Raw genomic sequence first — 19,151 nt, 5'->3', positions numbered from 1 at the left:
CCATGGAGGCTGGTCGATATCCACCGACAGTAAGCGTATCTGCTCACCCAAGGTCACAACACATGATGCAAAGTCTCGTATCGCAGCGTACGGGGACGGTGCGTGATAGTGCAGGCGCCTTGGTTGAATTGCTAGTGTCCTGTCTCGGAAGTACCGCTGAAACACCGCACTAGCCTGAGCAGTCATTTTCGGCGCATTGTCCCGTCACATCCGCGGTGGCCAGGGAGTCCTGCCCGTCAGCCGTTGCGACAACACTTCACTTAATCTTTCCTATTTGCAGGTGTATCGTATTCGCCCTTCATCGCCAGCCGCAGTTGGCAGACTGATTGTGCAAAACACGAGGTACCCGCACCGATGTCCTTTACCCGTCGACAAATGCTCAAGGGCCTGACCGGCCTGGTGGTGGTAGGCCTGGGCGCCGGAGGCGCGGCACGCTACTGGCTGGGCAAGGTCGAGGACGACAATGCCGGGCACGACTACGAGCTGATCGCCGCGCCCCTGGACGTCGAGCTGGTGCCGGGCTTCAAGACCGAGGCCTGGGCCTTCGGCCCGTCGGCGCCGGGTACCGAACTGCGGGTGCGTCAGGGCACCTGGCTGCGGGTGCGCTTCATCAACCGCCTGCCGGTGGAGACCACCATCCACTGGCACGGCATCCGCCTGCCGCTGGAGATGGACGGCGTGCCGTATGTCTCGCAGTTGCCGGTCAAACCGGGCGAATACTTCGACTACAAGTTCAAGGTGCCGGATGCCGGCAGCTACTGGTATCACCCGCACGTCAGCAGTTCCGAGGAGCTGGGCCGCGGCCTGGTCGGGCCGCTGATCGTCGAGGAGCGCGAACCCACGGGCTTCCAGCATGAACGCACCCTGAGCCTGAAGAACTGGCACGTGGACGAGCAGGGCGCCTGGCTGCCGTTCAGCATCCCCCGCGAGGCGGCCCGCAATGGCACCGCCGGGCGCCTGATCACCATCAACGGCCAGGCCGAGTCGGTTACGGAGCTGCCGGCCGGGCAGGTGGTGCGGGTGCGCCTGCTGAACCTGGACAACACCTGGACCTACCGCTTGAACCTCAAGGGCAACTGCGAGGCAATGATCTATGCCCTCGATGGCAACCCGGTGACCCCGCGGCCACTGGACGACGAGTATTGGCTCGGGCCGGGCATGCGCATTTGCCTGGCGATCCGCATTCCCGAGGCGGGCGAGGAGGTTTCCCTGCGAGATGGATTCGTGCGCCTGGGCACCCTGCGCTCGGTGGCCAGCAGCGAGGCGCCCGGCGACTGGCCCGAGGCCCTGCCGCCGAATCCGGTCGCCGAGCCGGACCTGGAGAACGCCGAGAAGCTCAACTTCAATTTCGAATGGGTCGGCAAGGTCTCGGTGAACACCGAGAACGGCAAACCGCCGAGCCTGTGGCAGATCAACGGCCAGGCCTGGGACATCACCGACAAGACCTGCGCCGACCGGCCGATCGCCACGCTGCAGAAAGGCAAGAGCTACATCCTCGAGCTGAAGAACATGACCCAGTACCAGCACCCGATCCACCTGCATGGCATGAGTTTCAAGGTAATCGCCTCCAATCGGCGCAAGATCGTCGAGCCGTGGTTCACCGACACCTACCTGCTGGGCAAGAACGAGCGGGCGCAGGTGGCGCTGGTGGCGGATAACCCGGGCACCTGGATGTTCCACTGCCACGTCATCGACCACATGGAAACCGGCCTGATGGCCGCGATCGCGGTGGTCTGATGCGACCGCAGATCATCGATCGCAGCCGCGACCAGGAGTTCATGCGCCTGGCCCTCGATCTGGCGGCCCAGGGCGCGGCCCTGGGCGAGGTGCCGGTGGGGGCAGTGCTGGTGCAGCATGGCCAGGTGATCGGCCAGGGCTTCAACCGGCCGATCATCGACAGCGACCCCAGCGCCCACGCCGAAATGGTGGCGATTCGCGCCGCGGCCAAGTCGGCCAGCAACTACCGGCTGCCGGGCAGCACCCTGTACGTGACCCTGGAGCCATGCAGCATGTGCGCGGGGCTGATCGTCCATTCGCGGGTGGCGCGGGTGGTCTATGGGGCACTGGAGCCCAAGGCGGGGATCGTGCAGAGCCAGGGGCAGTTCTTCAGCCAGGGGTTCCTCAACCATCGGGTGATGTTCGAGGGTGGGGTGCTGGCAGAGGAGTGCGGAACGATCTTGAGTGAGTTCTTCAAGGCGCGGCGGGCGAAAGCCTAGCTGACACGATCCCTGTAGGAGCGGTCTCGTGCCGCGAAAGGGCCGCAAAGCGGCCCCAGCGATCTTTGCTCAACTCTGAAATCCTGGGGCCGCTGCGCAGCCCTTTCGCGGCACAAGGCCGCTCCTACAAAGGACGGTGGCGTGTCACATCGGCGGCGATTGTTCCGCCGGCTTGTCCTTGTTCACCGCCGGCACATGCAGGTTGCCCTCGGCCACCTGGCCTTCGAGCTGCGGCTGCGTGACCCAGGTGAGAATGTCGTAGTAGCGGCGGATGTTGGCCACGAAGTGCACCGGCTCGCCGCCGCGGGCGTAGCCGTACTTGGTCTTGCTGTACCACTGCTTCTGCGACAGGCGCGGCAGCATCTTCTTCACGTCCAGCCACTTGTTCGGGTTCAAGCCTTCGCGCCTGGCCAGGGTGCGGGCGTCTTCCAGGTGGCCGCTGCCGACGTTGTAGGCGGCCAGGGCGAACCAGGTGCGGTCCGGCTCCTTGATGCTGTCGTCGAGCTGGTCCTTGACCAGCATGAAGTACTTGGCGCCACCCTGGATGCTCTGCTTGGGGTCCAGGCGGTTGGACACGCCCATGGCCTGGGCGGTGCGCTGGGTCAGCATCATCAGGCCGCGCACGCCGGTCTTGGAGGTGACCTCGGGCTGCCACATCGATTCCTGGTAGCCGATCGCGGCGAGCAGGCGCCAGTCGACCTGCTCGACCTTGGAGCTGGTCTTGAAGTGCTTCTCGTACTTGGGCAGGCGCTGCTGCAGGTGCTGGGCGAAGGTGTAGGCGCCGACGTAGCCGAGGACATCGACATGGCCGTAGTAACGGTCCTTCAGGCGCTGCAGGGTGCCGTTCTTCTGCGACTTGTCGAGAAACTCGTTGATCTCGTTGAGCAGGCTGTTGTCTTCGCCGGCAGCCACCGCCCAGCGCTGGTCGCGGGTGTCGCCCAGGTCGAAGGCCACGCGCACATTGGGGAAGTACACCTGGTTCATGGCCAGCTCGTTGGAATCGACCAGGGTCAGGTCGATCTGGCCCTCGTCGACCATGCGTAGCAGGTCGACCACCTCGACGGCGTCGGACTCCTCGTACTCCAGCCCCGGGTTCTGCTTTTTCATCTCGGCGAGCTGATCGGCGTGGCTGCTGCCCTTGAGCACCATGATCTTCTTGCCCACCAGCCCTTTGGCGCTGGTCGGCCGCGAGCGGCCATTGCGATAGATGACCTGCGGGGTCACTTCCAGGTAGGGGTGGGAGAACTTCGCCTGGGCGGCGCGGCGCTCGCTGCTGACCAGGCCGGCGGCGGCCAGTACCGGGCCGGACGGCTTGCCCAACTGGTCGAACAGCTCGTCGAGGTTGTCGGCGGTCTCGATCTCCAGCTTCACGCCCAGGTCGTCGGCGAAACGCTTGACCAGTTCGTATTCGAAACCGGTTTCGCCGTTGCGGTCCTGGAAATAGGTGGCCGGGCTGTTACGGGTAATCACGCGCAATACGCCATCCTCCTTGACGCGTTCGAGGGTGCTGGGTTTTTCAACGCAGGCACCGAGCATCAGGAAGAGTCCGGTTGCGAGGAGCCATTTGGCGCATCGCTGGCGCAAAGCAGTGTGGGCGAACATAGGGTGCAGTATACGCAAAGGACCGGCGGCGCCATATCTCGACAATGGTTGGCAGGTCTGCTAGCGGGTTCTGTGCAGAAGCGGCTCGATTCCTTTGTAGGAGCGGCCTTGTGCCGCGATGGGCTGCGTCAGCGGCCCCCAAGGGTTTTCCCAGCACAGCAGTGAATTTGGGGCTGCTGCGCAGCCCATCGCGGCACAAGGCCGCTCCTACAGGGATCGCGCGAAGCCGGTGGTTTTTTTGACCCCTGGGTCCGGTTCCACCGCCCGGCAGCATTGGCTTTGAGCGGGTGCCGAAAGCCTGCGAATTAGGCTAGAATGCACGGCCTCTAAGCACACCCCTTCCTGAGGCTGTCCCGACGATGTTGATCCTGCGCGGCGCTCCTGCCCTTTCTGCCTTTCGCCACGGTAAATTACTCGAGCAACTGAGCCAGAAAGTCCCCGCTGTTACTGGTTTGTATGCCGAATTCGCCCACTTCGCCGACGTCGACGGCGAGCTGACCGCCGACCAGCAGCAGGTGCTGGGCCGTCTGCTCAAGTACGGCCCGAGCGTGCCGGTGCAGGAGCCAGCCGGCCGCCTGTTCCTGGTCGTGCCGCGCCTGGGCACCATCTCGCCCTGGGCATCCAAGGCCAGCGACATCGCCCACAACTGCGGCCTGCAGTCGATCCAGCGCCTGGAGCGCGGCATCGCCTACTACGTCGCCGGTAGCATCTCCGACGCCGACGCCCAGGTGCTTGCCGCCGAGCTGCACGACCGCATGACCCAGCGCGTGCTGGCCAGGCTGGAAGACGCAGGCGACCTGTTCAGTTATGCCCAGCCCAAGCCGATGACCTCGGTGGACATCCTCGCCGGTGGCCGCGCCGCCCTGGCGCAGGCCAACATCGACCTGGGCCTGGCCCTGGCCGAAGACGAGATCGACTACCTGGTCAATGCTTTCCAGGGGCTCAAGCGCAACCCGAACGACATCGAACTGATGATGTTCGCCCAGGCCAACTCCGAGCACTGCCGCCACAAGATCTTCAACGCCAGCTGGGACATCGACGGCCAGGCGCAGGAGAAGAGCCTGTTCGGCATGATCAAGAACACCTACCAGATGCACAGCGAAGGCGTGCTGTCTGCGTACAAGGACAACGCCTCGGTGATCGTCGGCAGCGTCGCCGGCCGCTTTTTCCCGAACCCTGAGACCCGCCAGTACGGCGCGGTGCAGGAACCGGTGCATATCCTGATGAAGGTCGAGACGCACAACCACCCGACCGCCATCGCCCCGTTCTCCGGCGCCTCCACCGGCTCCGGCGGCGAAATCCGCGACGAAGGCGCCACCGGCCGTGGCGCCAAGCCCAAGGCTGGCCTGACTGGCTTCACCGTGTCCAACCTGCGTATCCCGGGCTTCGAGCAGCCATGGGAGAAGCCTTACGGCAAGCCTGAGCGTATCGTCGACGCCCTCGACATCATGATCGAAGGCCCACTGGGCGGCGCCGCGTTCAACAACGAATTCGGCCGCCCGGCGCTGACCGGCTACTTCCGCACCTTCGAGCAGGGCATCAACACCCCGCACGGTGAAGAAGTCCGTGGCTACCACAAGCCGATCATGCTCGCCGGCGGCATGGGCAACATCCGTGAAGACCACGTGCAGAAGGGCGAGATCACCGTCGGCGCCAAGCTGATCGTGCTCGGCGGCCCGGCCATGCTGATCGGCCTGGGTGGCGGCGCCGCTTCGTCGGTGGCCACCGGTGCCAGCTCCGCCGACCTGGACTTCGCTTCGGTGCAGCGCGAAAACCCGGAAATGGAGCGCCGTTGCCAGGAGGTCATCGACCGCTGCTGGCAGCTGGGCGACAAGAACCCGATTGCCTTCATCCACGACGTCGGCGCCGGTGGTATTTCCAACGCCTTCCCGGAACTGGTCAACGACGGTGGCCGCGGTGGCCGTTTCGAACTGCGCAACGTGCCCAACGACGAGCCGGGCATGGCCCCGCACGAAATCTGGTCCAACGAATCGCAGGAGCGCTACGTGCTGGCGGTCAGCGCCGAAGATTTCGAGCGCTTCCAGGCTATCTGCGAGCGCGAGCGCTGCCCGTTCGCCGTGGTCGGTGAGGCCACCGAAGAACCGCACCTGACCGTTACCGACAGCCACTTCGCCAACACGCCGGTGGACATGCCGCTGGACGTGCTGCTGGGCAAGCCGCCGCGCATGCACCGCTCGGTCACCCGCGAAGCGGAGCTGGGCGATGAGTTCGACCCGAGCACCCTGGACCTGAATGACTCGGTCGAGCGCGTCCTGCGCCACCCGGCCGTGGCCAGCAAGAGCTTCCTGATCACCATCGGCGACCGTACCATCACCGGCCTCGTGGCCCGCGACCAGATGGTCGGCCCGTGGCAGGTACCGGTGGCCGACTGCGCCGTCACCGCCACCAGCTTCGACGTCTACACCGGTGAAGCCATGGCCATGGGTGAGCGTACGCCGCTGGCCCTGCTCGACGCCCCTGCCTCTGGCCGTATGGCGATCGGCGAGACCCTGACCAACCTGGCCGCCTCGCGCATCGAGAAGCTGTCCGACATCAAGCTGTCGGCCAACTGGATGTCCGCCGCCGGTCACCCGGGTGAAGACGCCCGCCTGTACGACACCGTCAAGGCCGTCGGCATGGAGCTGTGCCCGGAGCTGGGCATCACCATCCCGGTCGGCAAAGACTCGATGTCGATGAAGACCCAGTGGAGCGAAGCGGGCGAGCAGAAGAGCGTCACCTCGCCAATGTCGCTGATCATCACCGGCTTCGCCCCGGTCACCGACATCCGCAAGACCCTGACCCCGCAGCTGCGCATGGACAAGGGCGAAACCGACCTGATCCTGATCGACCTGGGCCGTGGCAAGAACCGCATGGGCGCCTCGATCCTGGCGCAGACCCACGGCAAGCTGGCCGCCCAGGCGCCGGACGTCGATGACGCCGAAGACCTCAAGGCGTTCTTCGCCGTGATCCAGGGGCTGAACGAAGACGGCCACCTGCTGGCCTACCACGACCGTTCCGACGGTGGCCTGCTGACCACCGTGCTGGAAATGGCCTTCGCCGGCCACTGTGGCCTGGAGCTGGAACTGGGCAACCTGACTAGCAAGCGCGAGAAAGTCGCGGCCATCCTCTTCAACGAAGAGCTGGGCGCGGTGATCCAGGTCCGTCAGGACGCCACGCCGGATGTGCTGGCGCAGTTCAGCGCCGCTGGCCTGGGCGAGGATTGCGTCGCCGTGATCGGCCAGCCGATCAACAACGGTGAAGTCCTGATCAACTTCGAAGGCGAAGAACTGTTCAACGGCGACCGTCGCCTGCTGCAGCGCCAGTGGGCCGAGACCAGCTACCAGGTCCAGCGCCTGCGCGACAACGCCGACTGCGCCGACCAGGAATTCAACGCCCTGCTCGAAGAAGACAACCCGGGCCTGTCGGTCAAGCTGGGCTACGACGTCAACCAAGACATCGCCGCGCCGTACATCAAGAAGGGTGTGCGCCCGCAAGTGGCGATCCTGCGTGAGCAGGGCGTCAATGGCCAGGTCGAGATGGCTGCGGCCTTCGACCGCGCAGGCTTTGCTGCCATCGACGTGCACATGAGCGACATCCTCGCCGGCCGTGTCGACTTTGAAGCGTTCAAGGGCCTGGTGGCCTGCGGCGGCTTCTCCTACGGCGACGTGCTGGGTGCCGGTGAAGGCTGGGCCAAGTCGGCGCTGTTCAACGCCCGTGCCCGCGATGCCTTCCAGGCCTTCTTCGAGCGTACCGACAGCTTCGCCCTGGGCGTGTGCAACGGTTGCCAGATGATGTCCAACCTGCACGAGCTGATCCCGGGCACCGAGTACTGGCCGCACTTCGTGCGCAACCGCTCGGAGCAGTTCGAGGCCCGCGTGGCCATGGTCGAGGTGCAGAAATCCAACTCGATCTTCCTCCAGGGCATGGCCGGTTCGCGCATGCCGATCGCCATCGCCCACGGCGAAGGCCATGCCGAGTTCGCCAGCGAGGAAGCACTGCTGGAAGCCGACCTGTCCGGTTGCGTGGCCCTGCGCTACGTCGACAACCACGGCAAGGTCACCGAAGCCTACCCGGCCAACCCGAACGGCTCGCCGCGTGGCATCACCGGCCTGACCAGCCGCGACGGCCGCGTGACCATCATGATGCCGCACCCGGAGCGTATGTTCCGCGCGGTGCAGAACTCCTGGCGCCCGGATGAGTGGCAGGAAGACGCGGCGCTGATGCGCATGTTCCGCAATGCGCGGGTGTGGGTGAACTGAGGGTGTACAAGCTCGCCTTCTTCGTCCCCGACAGCCATGTCGAGGTGGTCAAGGCCGCCGTGTTCGCCGCCGGTGGCGGACGCATCGGCGACTACGACCACTGCGCCTGGCAGACCCTCGGCCAGGGCCAGTTCCGCCCGTTGGACGGCAGCCAGCCGTACCTCGGGCAGACCGGCCAGGTCGAGGTGGTCGAGGAGTGGAGGGTGGAGCTGGTGGTGGCTGATGCGCTGATCGGCCAGGTGGTTGCTGCGCTCAAGCAAAGCCACCCGTATGAAACGCCGGCTTATGAGGTCTGGCCGCTGGCCGATTTCTAAGGCTAGTGCCATCGCTGTAGGAGCGGCCTTGTGCCGCGAAAGGGCTGCGCAGCAGCCCCGGCAATCTTGACGAAAACGCCGGAATTCTGGGGCCGCTTTGCGGCCCTTTCGCGGCACAAGGCCGCTCCTACATGTCTTGCAGCGCCTGGCTCAATCCAGGCGCTCGCGCTCCCACCAACAGATGCCACACCCCACCCGCCTGCGGACTCACCCCCAGGCACCCCAGCGCGATCAAGCGTTCCTGCTCTACCTTGCCCTCATCCCTGACCCTTACCCGCAGCCGGCTCGAGGCCACGCACTGCGCCTCCAGCACATTCTCGCGCCCGCCCAGGGCCTGCAGCCATTCATCCGCAACGACCGTCTCGGTGACCACGGCGGCCTTCTCGGCAACCGGTGCCGCCACCCGCGCATGGGGCAGTTCTGCGCGAATCTCGTCGGCCAGCGCATCGGCCATCGGCCCCACCACCACCTGCAGGCTGCCACCGGTACCGGGACGCACCACCGCGAGGGCGCCGAGGGCTTTCAGGTCCTGGTCGCGGGCCAGGTTGCGGTCGGCCAGTACCAGGCGCAGGCGCGTGGTGCAGGCATCGACGCCCTGCAGGTTGGCCGCGCCGCCGAGGGCGTCGATGTAGCGTCGGGCCCGTGGCGCATCGCTGCCCTCGGCCTGGCTGGCCGCCTGTTCTTCGCGGCCGGGTGTCTTCAGGTCGAAACGGCGGATGCAGTAGTCGAACACGAAGTAGTAGACCAACCCATAGAGCACGCCCACCGGGAACACCAGCCAGCCGTTGCTCGAGCGTCCCCAGCCCAGGGCCATGTCGATGCCGCCGCCGGAGAAGGTGAAGCCCAGGCGGATCCCCAACAGGTCGCAGATGGCCATGGACAACCCGGTCAGCAGTGCATGGATCATGTACAGCAGCGGCGCCAGGAACATGAAGGCGAATTCGATCGGCTCGGTCACTCCGGTCAGCGCCGAGGTCAGTGCCATCGACAGCAGCACCCCGCCGATCAGCTTGCGCCGCTGTGGCAGGGCGTGGCGGTACATGGCCAGGCAGGCGGCGGGCAGGCCGAAGATCATCACCGGGAACATGCCGGTCATGAACTGCCCGGCGTCAGGGTCGCCGGCGAAGAAGCGCGCCAGATCGCCGGTGACCACCTGGCCGCTGGCCGCCTGGAAGCTGCCGAAGACGAACCACACCAGGTTGTTGAGGATATGGTGCAGGCCGGTGATGATCAGCAGCCGGTTGAGCACGCCGAAGAAAAACGCGCCGATGCTGCCGCTCTCCAGCATCAGCTGGCCGAGTTCGTTGATGCCGTGCTGGATCGGCGGCCAGATCAGGCCGAACAGCAGCCCGAGAAACACCGCCGATACCCCGGTGGCGATCGGCACGAAGCGCCGGCCGCCGAAGAACGCCAGGTAGTCCGGCAGCTGGATGTCCTTGAAGCGGTTGTACAAGCCGCCGCCGAGCAGGCCGCAGATGATGCCGGCGAGCATGCCCATGTCGATCTTCGGATCGATCACCTTCAGCGTCGCCACCAGCACCAGGTAGCCGATGGCGCCGGCCAGGCCCGCGGTGCCGTTGTTGTCGCGGGCGAAGCCGACGGCGATGCCGATGGCAAAGATCAGCGCCAGGTTGGCGAAGATCGCTTGCCCGGCGTCATGCACCAGGGCGATGTCGAGCAGGTCAGTGTCGCCCAGGCGCAGCAACAGGCCGGCGATGGGCAGGATGGCGATGGGCAGCATCAAGGCGCGGCCGAGCCGCTGCAGGCCCTGGATGAAGTGCTGGTACATGGTGCGCTCCGATTATTGTTGTAGGGCCACGGGGGCCGCTGGTTGGGCGTTGGGTTGCGCGGCGAAGTCACGGCAGGCCTGGCGTACCGCACCGGCGCTGGCCAGGCCCAGCAGGCCCTGGCTGAAGCGGCGGCAGGCACTGGCATCGAGCTGGCGGACCAGAGCCTTGATCTCGCCGATCTGCGGCGCGCTGACCGACAGCTCGGCCACGCCCAGGCCGACCAGCACGGGCGTGGCCAGCGGATCGGAGGCCAGCGCGCCGCACACGCCGACCCAGCGCCCGTGTTTCGCCGCACCCTGGCAGGTCAGCCCGATCAGGCGCAGCAGTGCCGGGTGCAGGGCATCGACCCGCGCGGCCAGCCCGGCATGGTCACGGTCCATGGCCAGGGTGTACTGGGACAGGTCGTTGGTACCGATGGAAAAGAAGTCTGCGTGCTCGGCCAGACGCTCGGCGAGCAGCGCCGCGGCCGGCACCTCGATCATCACCCCCAGTTCGGCGCGAGTCGTCACGCCCAGCTCGGCGGCCAGCCGGTCGAGGCGCTGGCGGATGGCGATCAGCTCGTCGACCTCGGTGACCATCGGCAGCATGATTCGGCAGCGCCGCTGCGGGCTGACCTGGAGCAGGGCGCGCAGTTGCTGGTCGAGCAGCTCCGGGCGCACCTGGCCCAGGCGGATGCCGCGCAGGCCCAGTACCGGGTTGGCCTCGGCCGGCAAGGGCAGGTAGTCGAGCTGCTTGTCGCCGCCGACGTCGATGGTGCGGATGATCACCGGGCGCTCGGCCATGGCGTCGAGCACCGCCTGGTAGGCGTTGCGCTGCTCGGCCTCGTCCGGTGCGGTGGGGCGGTCGATGAACAGGAACTCGCTGCGCAGCAGGCCGATGCCGTCGGCGCCCTGGGCCAGGGCCTGGGCGGCCTCTTCGGCGCTGGCGACGTTGGCCGCGACCTCGATCAGCTGGCCATCGCGGGTACGCGCGCCTTGCTGCGCGGCAGCCTGCTGGCGCTGGCGGATTTCGCGGCGTTGCTGCAGGTGGCAGTGGACCTCGGCCAGGCGTTGTGGGGCGGCCTGGGTTTCCAGGCGACCCTGGTCGGCGTCCAGCACCAGCGGCGTGCCGGCGGGCAGGTCGAGCAGCGCTTCGCCCACGGCCACCAGGCATGGCAGGCCGCGGGCGCGGGCGAGGATGGCGACGTGCGAGGTGGCGCCACCGGCGGCCATGCAAAGCCCGGCGACATCATGGCGGGCGAGCAGCAGCAGGTCGGAGGGGGTCAGTTCGTGGGCGACGACGATGGCCGCCGGCGGCAGGCGCAGTTGCCGGGTTTCGCCGAGCAGGGCGCGCAGCACCCGCTGCTGCAGGTCGTACAGGTCGTTGGCGCGCTCGGCCAGCAACGGGTTGCCGAGGCTGCGCAGGACCTGGCACTGGGTCTCGATGGCGCGGCTCCAGGCATGGCTGGCGGCGACGCCGCCGGCGATATGCTGGCGGGCGTCACCGAGCAGGGCCGGGTCGTCGAGCAGGGCCAGGTGGGCCTCGAGTATCGCCGCCGCGTCCTCCTGGCCGCGAGGCAGGTGCCGCCAGTCGCGGTCGATGGCGTGGCGGACTTCGGCCAGGGCAGTGTTCAACGCCTGGTGCTGCTCGGCGGGATCGTTGTCGCCGCTGTCCGCCGGCAGGCTGATGCCGTCCAGGCGCGCCAGTGGCCCGAGGGCGAGGCCTGGGGCGGCGCAGACGCCGTTGAGCACGCCGGGCTCGGCATTGGGTGTGGGCGTGGCGACGCTGGTGGGCACGTGGGTGGCATGGCGCTCACCGACCGAGGCGGTCTGCACGGCGACGATCAACGCCTGCAGCGCGGCCTGGCTGTCCGGCCCAGTGCAGATAAGCTCGACCTCTGCGCCCTCGCCAACGCCCAGGCCCATGACTGCCACCAGGCTGGTGAGGTCGGCCTCGCGCTCGGCGAAACGCAGCACCGCATGGCTCTGGAAGCCTTGCGCGGTCTGGCGTAGCAGGGCGGCGGGGCGGGCGTGCAGGCCACCGTGATGAGCAACCCGGGCATGACCACTTGCACGCTCATGGCTGACCGGTCGTATATCAGCTTCGCTGTCCGTGGCCTCGACCTCCAGCAGCGCCGCGCCAAGGCGCGCAGTGCCTGTCTCCAGCCGCATCAGGCCAAAGCCCGGGCCATTGCTGACCAGCATCACGGTGACCAGGCTGACGCAGTGCTGGGCCACCAGGTCCATGTCGAAGCGCACCAGCGGTTGTCCCAGGGTCACCTGGTCGCCCAGCGCCACCAGCGGCGAGAAGCCGCGCCCCTGCAACTGCACGGTGTCGACACCGATATGCAAAAGGACTTCCGCACCATTGGCCGCGCGCAGGGTCAGCGCATGGCCGGTGCGCGCCAGTTGCACCACTTCGCCGGCGCAGGGCGCGTGCAGCACGTCGTTCAACGGGTCGATGGCGACGCCGTCGCCCAAAGTGCCGCTGCTGAACACCGGATCCGGTACCTGGTCCAGCGGTACCTGCGGTCCGGCGAGCGGGGCATGGAGGATAATCTTGTTATTGTCGGGCATGCGCTGTTCCTCGCGGCTTCACTGCGTGCAGGTCACTTTGCTCAGGTGACGCGGTTGGTCGGGGTCGAGGCCGCGGGCCTCGGCCAGGGCCGCGGCCATGATGTAGAAGCTCTGGATCGCCAGCAGCGGGTCCAGGGCCGGGTGTTCGGCGCAGCTCAGGGTGAGGTCGCGCCCGGCGATATCGGCCGGCGCCGCCAGCAGCACGCGGGCGCCGCGCTGGCGCATGTCGGCGGCCAGTTGCAGCAGCCCGGCCTGCTCGACGCCACGGGGGGCGAACACCAGCAGCGGGTACTGGGCATCGATCAGGGCCATCGGGCCATGGCGCACTTCGGCGCTGCTGAAGGCCTCGGCCTGGATCACCGAGGTTTCCTTGAGTTTGAGCGCGGCTTCCTGGGCGATGGCAAAGCCCGCGCCACGGCCGATCACCATCAGGCGCTCGCTGTCACGCAGGGTGTCGATGACCGGGCTCCAGTCCTGCGCCGCGGCCTCGCGCAGCTGCGCGGGCAGGGCCAGGCCGGCTTCCAGCAGGGCGCGGTCCTGGCCCCAGTGGGCGACCAGGCGGGCGCTGGCAGCCAGGGTGGCGACGAAGCTTTTGGTCGCCGCCACCGACAGCTCAGGGCCTGCGCACAGCGGCAAGTGGTGCTGGCAGGCCTGCTCCAGGGGCGAGCCTTCGGCGTTGACCAGCGAGACCGTGGTCGCCCCGCACTGGCCCAGGCGCCGCAGGCTGTCGACCAGGTCCGGGCTCTGGCCCGACTGCGAGAAGCCCAGCGCCACCTGGCCACGCACCCGCAGCGGCGCCTGCTGCAGGGTCACCACCGACATCGGCAGCGAAGCCACCGGCAGACCCAGCTGCTGCATGGCGATGTAGGCGAAGTAGCTGGCGGCGTGGTCCGAGCTGCCCCGGGCCACGGTCAGCGCCACTTGCGGATCGAGCCGGCGCAGCTGTTCGGCCAGGGTTTGCAGGCGTGGGTCCAGCGTCTGCGTCTGACGTTCGACGACCTCGGCGCAGGCGCGGGCTTCTTCGAGCATCCTTGAACTCATGCGGTTTCTCCTTCGATCATCACGGCGGTCAGGTTCAGTTGGCGGTCCAGCAGCACCGCATCGGCCCAGGCGCCCGCTTGCAGGCGGCCACGGTCGGCGATGCCGAGATAATCGGCGGGATGGAGTGACAGGCGCTCGGACGCTTCGGCCAGCGGCAGGCCGATCTTCACCAGATTGCGTAGCGCTTGGTCCATGGTCAGGGTACTGCCGGCCAGGGTGCCGTCGGGCAGGCGCACGCCGCCCAGGCACTTGGTCACGGTGTGGCTGCCCAGGCGGTATTCGCCATCGGGCATGCCGGCGGCGGCGGTGGAGTCGGTCACGCAGTACAGGCAGGGGATCGAGCGCAGGGCCACGCGCATGGCGCCGGGGTGCACGTGCAGCAGGTCGGGAATCAGTTCGGCGTAGCGGGCGTGGGCCAGGGCCGCGCCGACGATGCCCGGCTCGCGGTGGTGCAGCGGGCTCATGGCGTTGTACAGGTGGGTGAAGCTGGTGGCGCCGGCCTCCAGGGCCGCCACGCCTTCTTCGTAGCTGCCCAGGGTGTGGCCGATCTGCAGGCGGATGCCGCGCTGGCTCAGGGCCTGGATCAGCGGCAGGTGACCAGCGACTTCCGGGGCGATGGTGATGACCCTGATCGGCGCCAGGGCCAGGTATTGCTCGACCTCGTCGAGCAGCGCCTGGTGGGCGAAGTTCGGCTGCGCGCCGAGCTTGCCGGGGTTGATGTACGGGCCTTCCAGGTGCACGCCGAGGATGCGCGCGCCCTGGCGCGGTTGCCTGAGGTGTTCGCCCAGTTCGGCGAGCACGCGGGTCAGCTCCTCGCGGGGCGCGGTCATGGTGGTGGCCAGCAGCGAGGTGGTGCCGAAGCGCCGATGGGTGCGGGCGATGGTGGCGAAGGCGTCGCCGCCCTGCATGATGTCGCTGCCGCCACCGCCGTGCACGTGCAGGTCGATGAACCCGGGCAGCAGGTACGGCAGGTCGTTGGCCTGCGGGTCGCACGGCGTGCCGTCGATGGCCCGGATGCGGCCGTTTTCCAGGTGCAGTTGTCCGCGCACCCAGCCGTCGGGGGTGAGGATATTGGCGATGTCCATGGGGGCTCCGGTCAGCGTCGCAGTTCGGCGACGAAGTCGTAGTAGTCGTTGCGGCAGTAGGTGTCGGTCAGCTCGATGGCGGTGTTGTCGTCGAGGTAGCCGATGCGGGTCATCAGCAGCATGGCGGTGCCGGGGGCGATGCCCACCTGGGCGGCCAGCTCTTCGCTGGCGTTGATTGCGCGGATGTGTTGCAGGGCGCGGACCACCGGACGGCCGAGCCGGTCGAGGTGCTGGTAGAGCGAGTCGCCGATGGCCTGCGGGTCGCCGAGCAGGCGGGCGGGCAGGGTGCTGACCTCCACCGCCATGACGATATCGTCGGCCTTGCGCAGGCGCTTGAGGTGGACCACCTGGTCGGTGGGCGACAGGCCGAGGCGGATCAGTTCGTCGTTGCTCGGGGTGCCGATGCTGCGCTCAAGCCACTGGGAGCTGGGCACGAAGCCTTTCATGCGCAGCATTTCGCTGAAGCTCGACAGGCGTGACAGGGGTTGTTCGAGGCGTGGGGTGATGAAGGTGCCGGAGCCCTGGATGCGATGGATCAGGCCTTGTTCGAGCAGGACCTCGAGGGCCTTGCGCGCGGTGACCCGGGAGATGTCCAGGGTTTCGCTGAGGGTGCGCTCCGAGGGCAGCGCCTGGTCGGCGGTCCATTGGCCGGCGTGGATGGCCTGCTCAAGGTTGCGCGCCAGCTGCAGGTAGAGCGGGGTGGCGCTGGTGTCGTCGGGGCGCAGGGCCGATAGAGGACGCATGGGCGGTGTCCGATATTGTTGTTGGGTGGAAAATTAATACCACTTTAATACCAGGTCAATACCACTGGTCAGGTTATCTGTCGTAATCCCTGGGGGCGCTTTGCGCCCCTTTCGCGGCACAAGGCCGCTCCTACAGGGATGCGCGTACTCCTGTGTAGGAGCGGCCTTGTGCCGCGAAAGGGCTGTGAAACAGCCCCAGCGATCTCAAGAACTGTCAGATATTTCCGAATCTGAAACCAAATGCTTCAGCCAACAAAGCTTGGGAACTATCCTACGCGCTTGCCGGAAGCCGCCGCGTTGTCGGGGAAATACCCCAGGGATAACTTCATCGGGTCGCCAGATTTGGTGACCAGGGTGTGAGAATCCTGGAGTACAAGTTTTTCGGCAGTCCCTTCATGGCAGCCGTGCACGGGCAGACTTCGGTCTGACCGGGTTTCTTGTGCCCCGGATTCTCACCCCGTTCACGGCTGCCACCCTTTGTCTTGTGAGAATTGCCATGGGATGGCGCTTCCTTGGAACGCACAAGAGTTGGACCTATGAAAAAAATCGTCCCCGATCCACCCCGTCTCGCACCCTTCATCAGTATCCGTTCCACGCTCACCCGCGAGGAGGCGATGGCCGCTGCTGTCGAGGTAGCCACCGCCATCTCCGATGTGCTCGATATCTACTTCCAGACCGAACCCGGTGAAGTTCAGGACCGCCTGTTCACCGCCAGCGACTACCTAGGCCAACTGGCCTGCGCCCTGCTCGAACACAAACCGGAGGCCCGACCATGACTCGTGGCCATACCGCAGGCCGTACGGTCTGCCTGGACCTGTTCAAGGTCGAGCCGGGTGTTTCCTTCGAGGACGCCTTCAGCGAGTTGTCGGTGCTGCTCGGCTGCATCCGCCACCTGACCTGCGAGGCGGAAATGGAGGGTGACCTGTTGGCCGGCAGCTCGGCGCGGATCCTCAGTGCCATGGCCAAGGCGTTGATCGATGACATGGAGGTGGGGTTGAACCGTTCCGGTTGAGCCGATGGCCCTATCGCGGGGCAAGCCCGCTCCCACGCAGAGTGTGCAAATGTGCGATTGGCGTGGGAGCGGGCTTGCCCCGCGATAGGGCCGGTACAGTGTTAGACCGCCCGGCGCACCAACCCACACGCCAGCAACCCCACCTCGAACAGCACCCACATCGGCACTGCCAGCATGGTCTGGGAAAACACATCCGGCGGCGTCAGGATCATCCCCACCACGAAACACCCGACGATCACATAGGGCCGGCTGCGCCGCAGCGTGGCCACGTCGGTCAACCCTGCCCAGACCACGATGAAGGTCGCCACCGGGATCTCGAAGGCCAGGCCGAACGCCAGGAACAGCGCCATGATGAAGTCCAGGTACAAGCCGATGTCGGTCATCATCGCTACCCCGTCGGGGGTCACGCTGGCGAAGAAGCCGAACATCATCGGGAACACCAGGAAGAACGCGAACGCCATGCCGCCATAGAACAGCACGATGCTCGACACCAGCAGCGGCAGGGCGATGCGTCGCTCGCGGCGGTACAGCCCCGGGGCGATGAAACCCCAGGCCTGATGCAGCAACAGCGGCATGGCGACGAACAGCGCGCACATCGCCGTCAGCTTGAACGGCGTGAGGAACGGCGAGGTGACGCTGGTGGCGATCATGCTGGCGCCTTCGGGCAGGTAGCGGCGCAGCGGTTCGGAGATCTGCGTGTACAGCGTCTGGGCGAAGGGGAACAAGCCGCAGAACACCAGCGCGACCACCAGCAGGCAACGCACCAGGCGCTTGCGCAGGTCGCGCAGGTGGTCGGTCAGCGGCATGCGCGCCGCCTGTTCGAGGGCGAGGGACATCAGGCGCTCTCCTTGGCGTGGGCGACCGGAGTCGCATCATTGGCCGGCGTCGCGTCGAGCTGGATACCCTGGCGGATCTCTTGTTCCAGGCGCTGCAACGGCACGGCATCCAGGGCGGGTATGTCGATCTCCCGCTCCACCTGCGCCTTCAGCGCATTCAACGCCCGCCGCGCCTGGCCCAGCCCACGGCCGAGGGTACGCGCCGCCACCGGCAGGCGCTCGGGGCCGAGCACCAGCAGGGCGACGATGCCGACCAGCAGCAGTTCGGTGAAGCCTATCTCGAACATCAGGCCTGGCGATCCGTCTGCGCCTGCTGTACCGGCTGATTGTTCAGCACCTGGGGTTGCTGCTCGACGCCATTGTCGGCAGTACCGCCCATGGACTTGCGAAAGCCCTGGATCGCTTCACCGACATCGCTGCCGAGCCCCTTGAGACGCTTGGTGCCGAACAGCAGGAAGACGATCAACAGCACGATCACCAATTGCCAGATTCCGATGCCACCCATGTAAGACCACTCCTGTCAGGTCAAAGAAAAAGGAAGGCCAATCCTGCCCTGCGCAGATGACGGGCACATGACTGCCATCTGACTGCAACAACGGGCGTGTTGACTGGCGCTTTTCAGCGGCCACAGGAAGACAGGGATGGGGCGCAGGCGACAACAGGGCGCGGCACTGCTGATGGTGTTGGTGGTACTGGCGATGCTCGCGGCGGGGCTGGCCTGGCTGGTGGAGGATGGCCGGCGCCAGGTGGATGAGGTGCGCCTGCTGCACCAGCGGGTGCAGGTACGGGCCATGGAGCAGGCTGGGCTGGCCTATGCCTCCCAGGCCCTGCGCGATCCGGCCTGGCGGGCCAGCCCGCTGTTCTGGCAGGCCCTGCGCGGGCAGCCGCTGGCCTACGACTTCGGCGCCGGCAAGGCGCAACTGCGGGTGATCGACCAGCACGGTTGCTTCAACGTCAATGCCCTGTTGGGTGAGGACGGCCCACGGGCCGAACGCCAGTTGCGCCACCTGCTGGGTGACGACATGGCCGCCGAGCGGTTGGTCGATGCCCTGGCCGACTGGTTGGACGCCGACAGCGATGCCCGCTTGCAAGGGGCCGAGAGTGCCCAGTATCTGCGCCAGCAGCCACCCCGGTTGGCGGCCAACCAGCCGATGCTCGACACCAGTGAACTCAACCTGCTGCTGGAGCCCGACAGTGGCCGGCAAGGCCGCTACCGAATGCTCTGCGCACTGCCATCGACCGGCGGCTGGCGACTCAATGCCAACGCCCTGGGGCTGGAGCACCTGCCGTTGCTGGAGGCCTTGTACGAGGGGCAGTTTTCCCGTTCGATGCTCAGCCGCATCATCAGCGGCCGCCCGGCGGCGGGGTACGTGGATGCCGCGGCATTGCGCCAGGCGCTGGGGGCGGTGGATGACGAGACCTTCGCCCGGTTAAGCGAAGGGTTGTTGCTCAACAGCGGCCATTTCGTGCTGCAGTTGTCGTTCGAGGAAGAAGGGCGCACGCTGCGCAGCCAGTTCCAGATCGAGGCGCTGGGCGTGGTGCAATGGCACGCGCGGGTGCCGGCGCAGCAGGTGCGGGTCAGGGGGCGGGAGGCGGTGGCCTGGTAGCAGACAATCACAGGCTATAAGCAACCTCTGTAGGAGATTACGCAGCCCTTCCTGGCTGCGCTGTCGCGCAGGGAACAGGGTTCCAGCGTGG

General features: G+C 66.8%; 16 protein-coding genes. 7 read left to right on the top strand and 9 right to left on the bottom strand.

Annotated features, from left to right (window positions below):
- Positions 1 to 354: 354 nt before the first annotated feature.
- Together POF53_RS19315 and tadA are read left to right on the top strand one after the other, a co-directional pair.
- Positions 355 to 1,737 (top strand): multicopper oxidase family protein, encoded by a 1,383-nt coding sequence (locus POF53_RS19315; RefSeq protein ID WP_232855949.1) that lies wholly within the window; start codon positions 355 to 357, stop codon positions 1,735 to 1,737.
- A complete protein-coding gene (gene tadA, locus POF53_RS19310; RefSeq protein ID WP_050704163.1) occupies positions 1,737 to 2,216 on the top strand; it encodes a tRNA adenosine(34) deaminase TadA in 480 nt (159 codons plus the stop codon). The genes POF53_RS19315 and tadA overlap by 1 nt, the downstream gene beginning before the upstream one ends.
- Before the next feature lie 144 nt (positions 2,217 to 2,360).
- On the opposite strand, the gene mltF is transcribed toward tadA, so the two are convergent.
- On the bottom strand, positions 2,361 to 3,818 hold the full coding sequence (gene mltF, locus POF53_RS19305; protein WP_232855948.1) for a membrane-bound lytic murein transglycosylase MltF: 1,458 nt from the start codon (positions 3,816 to 3,818) through the stop codon (positions 2,361 to 2,363).
- A 359-nt stretch (positions 3,819 to 4,177) separates the two neighbouring features.
- Between mltF and purL the strand changes: the two genes are divergently transcribed.
- Together purL and POF53_RS19295 are read left to right on the top strand one after the other, a co-directional pair.
- Entirely contained in the window at positions 4,178 to 8,077 is a 3,900-nt protein-coding gene (gene purL, locus POF53_RS19300; RefSeq protein WP_232855947.1) for a phosphoribosylformylglycinamidine synthase, read from the top strand.
- Between the two features lie 2 nt (positions 8,078 to 8,079).
- Positions 8,080 to 8,391 carry a YqfO family protein gene (locus tag POF53_RS19295; protein WP_232855946.1) on the top strand — a complete coding sequence of 104 codons (312 nt, stop codon included), beginning with the start codon at positions 8,080 to 8,082 and terminating at the stop codon, positions 8,389 to 8,391.
- A gap of 127 nt (positions 8,392 to 8,518) precedes the next feature.
- Here POF53_RS19295 and nagE read toward each other — a convergent pair whose 3' ends face one another.
- Genes nagE through POF53_RS19270 form a run of 5 tightly spaced genes read right to left on the bottom strand, consistent with a single transcriptional unit; the run spans position 8,519 to position 15,605 of the window.
- Positions 8,519 to 10,180, bottom strand: coding sequence for an N-acetylglucosamine-specific PTS transporter subunit IIBC (gene nagE, locus POF53_RS19290; RefSeq protein WP_232855945.1), 1,662 nt, complete (start codon positions 10,178 to 10,180; stop codon positions 8,519 to 8,521).
- Positions 10,181 to 10,192: 12 nt separating this feature from the next.
- The gene (ptsP, locus tag POF53_RS19285; RefSeq protein WP_232855944.1) at positions 10,193 to 12,736 is read right to left on the bottom strand and encodes a phosphoenolpyruvate--protein phosphotransferase; all 2,544 of its coding nucleotides are present in this window, start codon (positions 12,734 to 12,736) and stop codon (positions 10,193 to 10,195) included.
- An 18-nt stretch (positions 12,737 to 12,754) separates the two neighbouring features.
- Positions 12,755 to 13,765 (bottom strand): SIS domain-containing protein, encoded by a 1,011-nt coding sequence (locus POF53_RS19280; RefSeq protein ID WP_498969042.1) that lies wholly within the window; start codon positions 13,763 to 13,765, stop codon positions 12,755 to 12,757.
- A gap of 8 nt (positions 13,766 to 13,773) precedes the next feature.
- Positions 13,774 to 14,862, bottom strand: a complete 1,089-nt coding sequence (gene nagA, locus POF53_RS19275) for an N-acetylglucosamine-6-phosphate deacetylase (protein WP_232855942.1) — start codon at positions 14,860 to 14,862, stop codon at positions 13,774 to 13,776.
- Between the two features lie 11 nt (positions 14,863 to 14,873).
- Positions 14,874 to 15,605: a GntR family transcriptional regulator gene (locus tag POF53_RS19270; RefSeq protein ID WP_232855941.1), complete on the bottom strand. Its 732-nt coding sequence runs from the start codon at positions 15,603 to 15,605 to the stop codon at positions 14,874 to 14,876.
- 536 nt (positions 15,606 to 16,141) lie between these two features.
- Here POF53_RS19270 and POF53_RS19265 point away from each other — a divergent pair.
- Positions 16,142 to 16,381, top strand: coding sequence for a hypothetical protein (locus POF53_RS19265; RefSeq protein ID WP_232855940.1), 240 nt, complete (start codon positions 16,142 to 16,144; stop codon positions 16,379 to 16,381).
- Positions 16,378 to 16,617 carry a DUF3077 domain-containing protein gene (locus POF53_RS19260; RefSeq protein ID WP_050704173.1) on the top strand — a complete coding sequence of 80 codons (240 nt, stop codon included), beginning with the start codon at positions 16,378 to 16,380 and terminating at the stop codon, positions 16,615 to 16,617. The genes POF53_RS19265 and POF53_RS19260 overlap by 4 nt, the downstream gene beginning before the upstream one ends.
- Positions 16,618 to 16,718: 101 nt before the next feature.
- Here POF53_RS19260 and tatC read toward each other — a convergent pair whose 3' ends face one another.
- The 3 genes from tatC to tatA are packed head-to-tail and all read right to left on the bottom strand — an operon-like array spanning position 16,719 to position 17,958.
- Positions 16,719 to 17,453 carry a twin-arginine translocase subunit TatC gene (tatC, locus tag POF53_RS19255; RefSeq protein ID WP_232855939.1) on the bottom strand — a complete coding sequence of 245 codons (735 nt, stop codon included), beginning with the start codon at positions 17,451 to 17,453 and terminating at the stop codon, positions 16,719 to 16,721.
- The gene (gene tatB / locus POF53_RS19250; RefSeq protein ID WP_232855938.1) at positions 17,453 to 17,740 is read right to left on the bottom strand and encodes a Sec-independent protein translocase protein TatB; all 288 of its coding nucleotides are present in this window, start codon (positions 17,738 to 17,740) and stop codon (positions 17,453 to 17,455) included. Before tatB ends, tatC begins: the two co-directional genes overlap by 1 nt.
- Positions 17,740 to 17,958 (bottom strand): twin-arginine translocase TatA/TatE family subunit, encoded by a 219-nt coding sequence (gene tatA, locus POF53_RS19245; RefSeq protein ID WP_062574996.1) that lies wholly within the window; start codon positions 17,956 to 17,958, stop codon positions 17,740 to 17,742. The genes tatB and tatA overlap by 1 nt, the downstream gene beginning before the upstream one ends.
- 136 nt (positions 17,959 to 18,094) lie before the next feature.
- Between tatA and gspK the strand changes: the two genes are divergently transcribed.
- Positions 18,095 to 19,060, top strand: coding sequence for a type II secretion system minor pseudopilin GspK (gene gspK / locus POF53_RS19240; RefSeq protein WP_232855937.1), 966 nt, complete (start codon positions 18,095 to 18,097; stop codon positions 19,058 to 19,060).
- Positions 19,061 to 19,151 lie beyond the last annotated feature (91 nt).

Origin of the sequence: Mitsuaria sp. RG (genome assembly GCF_028369275.1) — a bacterium.
In the GTDB taxonomy this organism is placed as follows: Bacteria; Pseudomonadota; Gammaproteobacteria; order Pseudomonadales; family Pseudomonadaceae; genus Aquipseudomonas; species Aquipseudomonas peradeniyensis.
The sequence above is the reverse complement of the archived record's forward strand: the minus strand, read 5'-3'. Positions and strand labels throughout refer to the sequence as shown.

What these genes read in the sequence shown, in the direction of transcription:
- POF53_RS19315 (WP_232855949.1), top strand. Translation starts at nt 355, where the DNA reads ATGTCCTTTACCCGTCGACAAATGCTCAAGGGCCTGACCGGCCTGGTG.
- tadA (WP_050704163.1), top strand. Translation starts at nt 1,737, where the DNA reads ATGCGACCGCAGATCATCGATCGCAGCCGCGACCAGGAGTTCATGCGC.
- mltF (WP_232855948.1), bottom strand. Translation starts at nt 3,818, where the DNA reads ATGTTCGCCCACACTGCTTTGCGCCAGCGATGCGCCAAATGGCTCCTC.
- purL (WP_232855947.1), top strand. Translation starts at nt 4,178, where the DNA reads ATGTTGATCCTGCGCGGCGCTCCTGCCCTTTCTGCCTTTCGCCACGGT.
- nagE (WP_232855945.1), bottom strand. Translation starts at nt 10,180, where the DNA reads ATGTACCAGCACTTCATCCAGGGCCTGCAGCGGCTCGGCCGCGCCTTG.
- ptsP (WP_232855944.1), bottom strand. Translation starts at nt 12,736, where the DNA reads ATGCCCGACAATAACAAGATTATCCTCCATGCCCCGCTCGCCGGACCG.
- POF53_RS19280 (WP_498969042.1), bottom strand. Translation starts at nt 13,765, where the DNA reads ATGCTCGAAGAAGCCCGCGCCTGCGCCGAGGTCGTCGAACGTCAGACG.
- nagA (WP_232855942.1), bottom strand. Translation starts at nt 14,862, where the DNA reads ATGGACATCGCCAATATCCTCACCCCCGACGGCTGGGTGCGCGGACAA.
- POF53_RS19270 (WP_232855941.1), bottom strand. Translation starts at nt 15,605, where the DNA reads ATGCGTCCTCTATCGGCCCTGCGCCCCGACGACACCAGCGCCACCCCG.
- POF53_RS19265 (WP_232855940.1), top strand. Translation starts at nt 16,142, where the DNA reads ATGAAAAAAATCGTCCCCGATCCACCCCGTCTCGCACCCTTCATCAGT.
- POF53_RS19260 (WP_050704173.1), top strand. Translation starts at nt 16,378, where the DNA reads ATGACTCGTGGCCATACCGCAGGCCGTACGGTCTGCCTGGACCTGTTC.
- tatC (WP_232855939.1), bottom strand. Translation starts at nt 17,453, where the DNA reads ATGTCCCTCGCCCTCGAACAGGCGGCGCGCATGCCGCTGACCGACCAC.
- tatB (WP_232855938.1), bottom strand. Translation starts at nt 17,740, where the DNA reads ATGTTCGAGATAGGCTTCACCGAACTGCTGCTGGTCGGCATCGTCGCC.
- tatA (WP_062574996.1), bottom strand. Translation starts at nt 17,958, where the DNA reads ATGGGTGGCATCGGAATCTGGCAATTGGTGATCGTGCTGTTGATCGTC.
- gspK (WP_232855937.1), top strand. Translation starts at nt 18,095, where the DNA reads ATGGGGCGCAGGCGACAACAGGGCGCGGCACTGCTGATGGTGTTGGTG.